The sequence below is a fragment of the Vibrio ordalii ATCC 33509 genome (genome assembly GCA_000257205.1).
Taxonomy (GTDB): domain Bacteria; phylum Pseudomonadota; class Gammaproteobacteria; order Enterobacterales; family Vibrionaceae; genus Vibrio; species Vibrio ordalii.
The window spans coordinates 1-4928 of record AEZC01000156.1; the positions used below are offsets into that span (position 1 = coordinate 1).

2 protein-coding genes and 1 pseudogene are annotated in these 4928 nt (G+C 45.4%); 1 reads left to right on the forward strand and 2 read right to left on the reverse strand.

Translation table 11 applies throughout. From position 1 onward, the window contains the following. Positions 1 to 364 (reverse strand): annotated as a pseudogene (locus VOR_RS17905) (methylglyoxal synthase); the annotation flags it as partial. 52 nt (positions 365 to 416) lie between these two features. Continuing rightward, positions 417 to 1418 carry a TMAO reductase system periplasmic protein TorT gene (gene torT / locus VOR_RS0111065; RefSeq protein WP_010319770.1) on the reverse strand — a complete coding sequence of 334 codons (1002 nt, stop codon included), beginning with the start codon at positions 1416 to 1418 and terminating at the stop codon, positions 417 to 419. Positions 1419 to 1506: 88 nt separating this feature from the next. Here torT and torS point away from each other — a divergent pair, with 88 nt between their 5' ends. Beyond that, positions 1507 to 4404, forward strand: a complete 2898-nt coding sequence (torS, locus tag VOR_RS0111070) for a TMAO reductase system sensor histidine kinase/response regulator TorS (protein WP_010319771.1) — start codon at positions 1507 to 1509, stop codon at positions 4402 to 4404. The last annotated feature ends 524 nt before the right edge of the window (positions 4405 to 4928 follow it).

Consider the following 4928-nt stretch of genomic DNA (forward strand, 5'->3'; position numbering starts at 1 on the left):
TGGCGCGGTTTGTGGCAACTGGAATGTTCCAAACGCTGGCAATTCGTAGCAGAGCTTTTACATCTGGATCATGCGGTACGGCATTGAGTGGGTCCCAGAAGAAGATCAACACATCAATTTTGCCTTGAGAAATCAACGCGCCAATTTGTTGGTCGCCACCCATAGGACCGCTGATCATGCTTTTTATAGCAAGGCCAGTCTCTTTGCTGAGCATGTTGCCAGTGGTTCCTGTCGCGTATAAAAAATGGCGCTGTAGTTTTTCTTTATTTTATTTTACCCAGCGAAGTAGTTCCGGTTTGCAGTTGTCGTGAGCGACGAGAGCGACATGCTTATGCGCAGGCATAGTCCGAGTCGTTGTTTGCATTGAAGAGTCCCTATGATTCAAATCAGTATGTTAAATAGCGAAATCGCCACTTTTATTCAATCTCTTTTACGCTAAAAGTCGGCCTATATTCAGATGGAGATAACGAATCTGCAATTATCTGCGGATTGAGTGACATAGGCGTTAAGGATTCGATAATCGGGGCGGCTTTTTTTTCATAAGGTTGCTGATTGAAAAAAGCCGCAGCTTGTTGAATGGAAAGCCTGCCTTGCTCGACCATTTTATCCGTTGGCGCAAATTCGACTCGGCCACGCAGCAGCCCGCGGTAGACGCCATGACTTAAATAGGTTGCCACCAAACCGATGTGGTTTGTCATCCCTGAGGTTCTCAATTCGCTGATCGCCGCTTCAATCGCGACGGCGCTGCCCACAATATAGCGAAGGTCAGCTCGCTCCAGCGCTTGTTGTACTAAATTACGCTGCAGTTCTTTATCATTATCTGCCCATAGGCTTTCCACTACGTTGATATCGCTGTCTTGTATTGCGCGATAAAAACCTTGGCTAACAGGTTTTGTTCCTCCACTTGTTTTTGGACCAAGTAGTAAAGCGATCTTAGTTTTACCACTGCCTTGTGGGTGCTTGTCAGCAAGATATTTTCCCGCGTAGTACCCCATCCAATACCAATCGACACCCACTTGACCTTGTAGCCGCGCAGACTGCTGCTGATTCAGAATGAGTTGATTAACCGTTGCAAACACAGGCGTAGAAGCGACGTATGTACTTAAGTCCGTTGTGTAAAGATCCGGCGCAACTGTACCGAGAATGATCGCATCAGCGCCCCAACGAACGCACAATGAAAGCTGTTCTTTTTGTCGTTCGTGATTAGGATAACCACCTGATTCTAACACGCGTAAATTCAACTTCTGTTTTCTCGCCTCGTCAACCATTCCATAGTTGACAGATAACCAATAGGAATCTTTGAGGTGAGGGTATAAAGCGCAGACTTTCTTATGGGGTTCGGCAAATGTTGTGCTGCTAACCAAGCTTAAAATCAGCAGTAAAAGCGTTGGGGAAATAAGGTTTAAGATCAATTGCATTCGCTATTCGTTGGCATAACGTGAGTAAACACTGCAAAATATAGCCCATTCCGGGTTGCTTAAGAAGTAATGTTTGAGGTTGGGTGCCATGTTGTTAGCCAAAGCCAGTATTGGCCGAAAATTAATGTTGTCCTTTTCGGCAATGGCCCTGCTCGTTTTGTTATCGGCGTTGATCGGTGTGTTTGGTTTTTCGCTGGTGGCTAAAACCGAACGTAATGTGGTGAATTCTGCCATTCCTTCGATGCTGGAAGCGCGTCAAGTGTCGGAGTTAAGCACACGAATCATTACGTCTGTGCAAATGTTAACCAACTCTAAAACAGAGCAAGAGCGCCAGCAGTATGGCAAAGCGCTTTTCGATCAGCTTCAATCTTTGCTTAATCACATCAAGCAGTTGGGTGCCGATTCTTTTGATTCAGAACTGCTGACGCGCCTAGAAAATGATGTTCAAAGCGTTATCGATACATTGGCTCAGCTTGGTATTACGGTTGAGCGTAAGTTGTATCTGGAACATGACTTAAGTGTTCGAGTGGAAGAGATGCGACAACTGGCGCTGCAATTGGAAGAGCTGACATGCACTCAAGTGCTCAATACAAGTACCATCGCAGTGGCGAATGTGACGCACATTTATGACTTGCTACAAGCCGATAAAACGTCACAAGCGTACCAAGCGTTAGACGCTTTAGTGGAAGTGGACCTCGATCTTTCAGAGCGCTTGCATGAGCTTCATTTAATGGCGTTCAAAATGCTCAGCCACATCGAAGAGACACGCACGGTTACCGATGTTGAGCGAATCCAACAAATCCAAACCGAGTTTTTGCATAACCTCACCATCATGCAGCGCAGAGTACGCGCGGTAGAAGACCCGACGCGTTCGAAGCAAATGACAGAGCTGCTCAATGCGCTGGAAAAGCGCAAAGTGGTTTTTAGTGTTTTGCAGCAACGTTATGATAACGAGCAGGTCGCGAAATCGCTCACACAAAATACCTTACTACAGTTTTCAGATCTCAATACCACCGTCAGCCGCTTAGTGGATGACTCCAATCGTACAACGACCCTCGCTGTTGAGCAGCTCTCTACAACCTTGAACGTGGCACAGTATACATTGACCTTACTAACCTTGGTTGGCCTTCTCATTGCAGCTTTCATTATGTGGAAGGTCGTCTATCTGTCGGTGGTAAAACGTTTAGCTGAATATTCATCGGCACTGTTATCCATCGCAAAAGGGCAACTGCAGGTGGAAGTGGTAGTCCAAGGAGAGGATGAACTGGCGCAAATGGGGCAGGCGATCATCACGGCTCGCAATACCGCGCAGTCTCTTAAAGTGGTAGCGGAAAGCGAGGCGCAGGCGAGAGAGGCGTTACAAGAACATAAAGAGCACTTAGAGGAAGTGGTTACCGAGCGAACAGAGCAATTACAACACACCAATAAGAAACTCAATATGGAAGTGTTGAATCATGCTAAAGCTCGCAACTTAGCCGAACAAGCCAACCGCGCTAAATCGGCATTTTTGGCCACCATGAGCCATGAAATCCGCACACCAATGAATGGCGTATTGGGCACGGCTCGTTTATTACAAGAGATGCCATTAACGGTTCAACAGCGCCAGTATGTGGACGTGATTAACCGCAGCGGCCACACCTTGCTGTCCATTTTGAATGATGTGCTGGATTATTCAAAAATTGAGGCCGGACACTTAGAAATTCGCAATGCCAACTTTAATTTGCACCAAATGGTGGACGATGTTTACCAACTGATGAAAGGACGTGCTGAAGAAAAGTCGCTTGAATTTACCAAGCAGATTGAACTGGATGTTGCTCCTTTTTGGGTGGGTGATATGACTCGCTTAGGTCAAGTGCTGACGAACCTTGTGGGTAATGCCATCAAATTTACCGATCAAGGTTATGTGGATATTTATGCCAGTCTTGATGCTGAAATGCCTAATCAAGTGACATTTGAAGTGTCGGATTCCGGTGTTGGAGTCAGTGAACAGGATCAAATCAGGCTGTTTGATGCGTTTACTCAAGCTTCCAGTGAGCAAAGTTACAAAGGCGGTACTGGGCTTGGTTTGGCTATCAGCAAACGGCTTGTTGAAGCCATGGGCGGCGAGCTTAAGCTTGAATCAGATTTAGGCAAAGAAAGCCGTTTTGAGTTTACTGTTCCTTTACAGCGAGGAGAGGCAGTGAATGACGTGGTTAAAAGGCCGATAGCCGCGACGCGAGAGGCCAGCATCTTGCTGGTGGAGGATAACCCTGTCAACTGCATGGTTGCTGAAGGGTTTTTGACCAGTCTCGGTCATAATGTGCTCACCGCGAAAACAGGCGCTGAAGCTCGGGTTCTGTTTAGTGAAGACAGGTTTGATATCGCACTGCTCGATATTAATCTACCTGACGTTAATGGTGTTGAGCTGTTGGCGCAGCTCAAAATTATCGAACGTGAACAGTATTCGCATCTACGCCCCACACCGATGGTTGCTATTTCGGCGCATGTGTTTAATGAAGAGATGGAAAGCTATTTAGCAGCTGGTTTTGATGGCTATTTGCCCAAACCTTTAGTCAAAGAAGATCTTGCACAACTTGTCCAGCAACGTATTGAACACAATACCTTACCCGTTGAGTTGATTGTGCCTACGCACGTAACCTCGGATAGCCAAAAATCCGCTCGTCCGATCGTGGACGAGCGGATCCTACTCGCGGATATTGAGGTGCTAGGGCGTGACAAGATGAATGAAATCATTGAACTGTTCGCCGATTGCACGCATGAATACCTACACGAGTTTCGCCAATCTAGGGAACAGCCTCAGGTCGTTAAGTCGTTAGCACACAAATTGAAAGGTTCAGCTGGCAGCTTAGGTTTGCATGCCTTGTTTGATCTGTGTTTAGTCATTGAGAAAAGTGCTGACTCTGCGCAAACGTATCAAGAGCTACAAGCGGAATTAGAAGCCTTAGCCGCTCAATCCATACATTCACTCAGGTCACTGTTTGTATAAGTAATTCATAGACAGGATCTTAAGAGCTAACTATTCAAGAATGCACAAAAGTCCGCACAGAGGGGTCAGTTTATGGTTGATATCTAAGCTTGTATGACCAATCAGAATATATCATTGGTGGCATTTTTATAGTAAAAAGACCATTCAATTGTATCGGCATATCTTCTGATGCTATTCCAGAACTATAAGGTAATAGATACTTGTCATTACCTAGTAGAGAATGGTCATATAGGTATACACTCTCGTCGTTTGTAATACATTCTGTAGTTGGTACTATTCGATGAACTCTTAAATAATCGGAAGCATTAGCATACTTCGTGTAATAATACCCTGTAACATTCCAGTTCCAATAATAATCTTTGAACTTATCGGTTCTCGACAATCGAACATAGTCACCATCATGTAAACATGTTGCATTTTTTGGTATCCAATTATCAATCTTAAATGCACCTTCTGAACTAGTCGCAGGCTCCCCAACCGTTAACCAGCCATCAGCATTATTAGGATCGTAAGCGCATCATAAA